The sequence below is a fragment of the Stenotrophomonas pictorum JCM 9942 genome (assembly GCF_001310775.1).
Lineage (GTDB): Bacteria > Pseudomonadota > Gammaproteobacteria > Xanthomonadales > Xanthomonadaceae > Stenotrophomonas > Stenotrophomonas pictorum.
Map to the genome: position 1 here is coordinate 1 of NZ_BAZI01000308.1, position 3,149 is coordinate 3,149.

Below are 3,149 nucleotides of genomic sequence, written 5' to 3' on the forward strand. Positions count from 1 at the left end.
CAACGCCCCCGCACCGGATCCGGCCCGCGCAGGGCCACCGGTTCACTCTGATACTATGTGCCGCTCATCCCGTCGCCCCCGCAGCACCCTCCGACGGCACCAAAATCACGTTAAGAAACAGGAGTTTGAATGTCTTCCGAGCTTCTCAAGGCTTTGGGTCTGGGTGCCACCAATGCGGGCACCTATCTGGGCAACGGGGAATGGTCTGCCGCCACCGGCGCGGGCGTCCTCAAGCCGCAGAACCCGACCACCGGCGAGGTCATCGCCGAGGTACAGGCCACCACCGAGGCCGATTACGAAACCGTGATCGCCCGCGCCCAGGAAGCCTTCAAGGTCTGGCGCACCACCCCGGCCCCGCGCCGCGGCGAAGCCGTGCGCCTGTGCGGCGAGGCGCTGCGCAAGCACAAGGACGCACTGGGTTCACTGGTCGCGCTGGAAATGGGCAAGTCCAAGCCCGAGGGCGACGGCGAAGTGCAGGAGATGATCGACATCGCCGACTTCGCGCTGGGCCAGAGCCGCATGCTGTACGGCTACACCATGCACTCCGAGCGCCCGGGCCACCGCATGTACGAGCAGTACCAGCCGCTGGGCCTGGTCGGCATCATCTCGGCGTTCAACTTCCCGGTCGCGGTGTGGGCCTGGAATTCGTTCCTGGCGGCGATCTGCGGCGACATCTGCATCTGGAAGCCGTCCAACAAGACCCCGCTGACCGCCATCGCCTCGATGAAGATCTGCAACGAGGCCCTGAAGGACGCCGGCTTCCCGGACCTGTTCTTCCTGATCAACGACGCCGGCACCGCGCTGTCGGAAAAACTGGTCGATGACCGCCGCATTCCGCTGATCAGCTTCACCGGTTCGACCGCCATCGGCCGCATCGTCGGTGAGCGCGTCGCCCGTCGCCTGGGCCGCAGCCTGCTGGAACTGGGCGGCAACAACGCCATCATCCTGGACGAAACCGCCGACCTGAAACTGGCCGTGCCGGGCATCGTGTTCGGTGCGGTCGGCACCGCCGGCCAGCGCTGCACCACCACCCGCCGCCTGATCGTGCACGAATCGATCTACGACAACGTGCTGGCCACCCTGATCAAGGCCTACAAGCAGGTCGAGGGCAAGATCGGCGATCCGCTGGATGCGACCAACCTGATGGGCCCGCTCAACAGCCCCGAAGCGGTGCAGCAGTTCCTGGCCGCTATCGCCAAGGCCAAGGCCGCTGGCGGCACCGTGGAAACCGGTGGCACCGCGATCGACCGCCCGGGCAACTTCGTGCTGCCGGCCATCGTCACCGGGCTGAAGAACAGCGATGAGGTCGTCCAGCACGAAACCTTCGCGCCGATCCTGTACGTGATGAAGTACAGCACCCTGGACGAAGCCATCGACATGCAGAACGGCGTGCCGCAGGGCCTGTCCTCGTCGATCTTCACGACCAACCTGAAGGCGGCCGAGAAGTTCCTGTCCGCGGCCGGCAGCGACTGCGGCATCGCCAACGTCAACATCGGCACCTCCGGCGCCGAGATCGGCGGTGCGTTCGGCGGCGAGAAGGACACCGGCGGTGGTCGCGAGTCCGGCTCGGATGCGTGGAAGGTCTATATGCGTCGCCAGACCAACACCATCAACTACTCCGACTCGCTGCCGCTGGCCCAGGGCATCAAGTTCGACCTGTGATGCACATGGCTCCCGCCCTGGCGGGAGCCATGGTCCTGTCGCGGACGGCTCCACCGTCCGCTTTCCACATCTGAAATGGAGTTTCGCGATGAGCATCCCCGCCCCCCGCCAGACCAGCAGTTACGCGGTGATCAGCCTGGTGGCCGGCATCCTCGGCTGGACCCTGCTGCCCTTCCTGGGCAGCTTGGGCGCGATCATCTTCGGCCATATGGCACGCGGCGAGATCCGCCGCAGCAACGGCCAGCTCGATGGCGACGGTCTGGCGGTCACCGGCCTGGTACTGGGCTGGCTGTCGGTGGCGCTGTGGGTGCTGGGCATCCTGCCTTCATCGTGTTCTTCGGCGGGCTGGCGTGGATCGCCGCGCTGAATTCCTGAGACGGCATGCGCCAGGCCGCTCCAACCGAACGCTTCGGCAACACGGCGGCGGCCCCTCTCCGCTACCGGCGGGGATATCCGCCGGCACTGCGGGACGGGTTGTCTTGCGCGCCCGATCTTCCTGCGGAAGCAGCGGTGGCCGCTGCCAGAGCCACTCCGGGCGCTGCGGCACCGGCCCCCTTGGAAGCTGCAGGGCCAGCGGATGTCCTCGTGCTGCTCTTCCGTCACATGCCCATGCGGGATGCATCGCGGCAGCTGTGCGGCGATCCCGCCGTGGATGGCAAGGTCGCCATCGGATATCAAACCCGCGCCTTCATCGGCACGTTGAACTGAGCCTATGTATTCACTAGCCCGCCCGTTCCTGTTCTCCCTCGACGCCGAGCGCGCCCATGGCCTTGGCCTGTCCGCGCTGGATCTGGCCTGGCGCACCGGCACCACGCCGCTGATCACCGGCCGCGTCAAGCCGCTGCCGACCAAGGTGTTCGGGCTGGAGTTTCCCAACCGGTGGGGCTGGCCGCCGGCCTGGACAAGAACGGTGAACATATCGACGCGCTGTTCGGGCTGGGCTTCGGCTTTGTTGAGATCGGCACCATCACCCCACGTCCGCAGGCCGGCAACCCGAAGCCGCGCCTGTTCCGGCTGCCGCGTCATGGCGCCATCATCAACCGCATGGGCTTCAACAACCGCGGTGTGGATGCGCTGGTGCGGAATGTCGAGCAGACCCGGCACCGTCCCGGCCCGCTGGGCATCAACATCGGCAAGAACAAGGACACCCCCAACGAGGATGCGCTGTCGGACTACCTGATCTGCATGGAGAAGGTGTATCCGCTGGCCGACTACATCACCGTCAATATTTCCTCGCCCAATACCGCCGGGCTGCGCGAGCTGCAGGAGGAGCAGGCGCTGCGGCGACTGGTCGGCGGTTTGCGCGAGGCGCAGGAACAGCTGGCGGGCAAACACGGCAAGCGCGTGCCGATGCTGGTCAAGATCGCCCCGGACCTGAGCGACCGCGACATCGATGGCGCGGCGCGGGTACTGGGCGAGCTGCAGGTCGATGGCGTGATCGCCACCAACACCACCATCGGCCGGGCAGGCGTGGAAGCCGATCCGCT

The 3,149-nt window shown here is 66.6% G+C and carries 1 protein-coding gene and 2 pseudogenes; all 3 read left to right on the forward strand.

Annotated elements, in window-relative coordinates; translation table 11 throughout:
- The first annotated feature begins 129 nt into the window (after positions 1–129).
- Positions 130–1,662, forward strand: coding sequence for an L-piperidine-6-carboxylate dehydrogenase (gene amaB, locus JCM9942_RS12850; RefSeq protein WP_054660143.1), 1,533 nt, complete (start codon positions 130–132; stop codon positions 1,660–1,662).
- Between the two features lie 88 nt (positions 1,663–1,750).
- Positions 1,751–2,037: pseudogene (locus JCM9942_RS12855) on the forward strand (DUF4190 domain-containing protein).
- 337 nt (positions 2,038–2,374) lie between these two features.
- Positions 2,375–3,149, forward strand: a pseudogene (locus JCM9942_RS12860) (quinone-dependent dihydroorotate dehydrogenase); the annotation flags it as partial.

Coding starts and splice junctions, on each gene's coding strand:
- amaB (WP_054660143.1), top strand. CDS start 130: ATGTCTTCCGAGCTTCTCAAGGCTTTGGGTCTGGGTGCCACCAATGCG.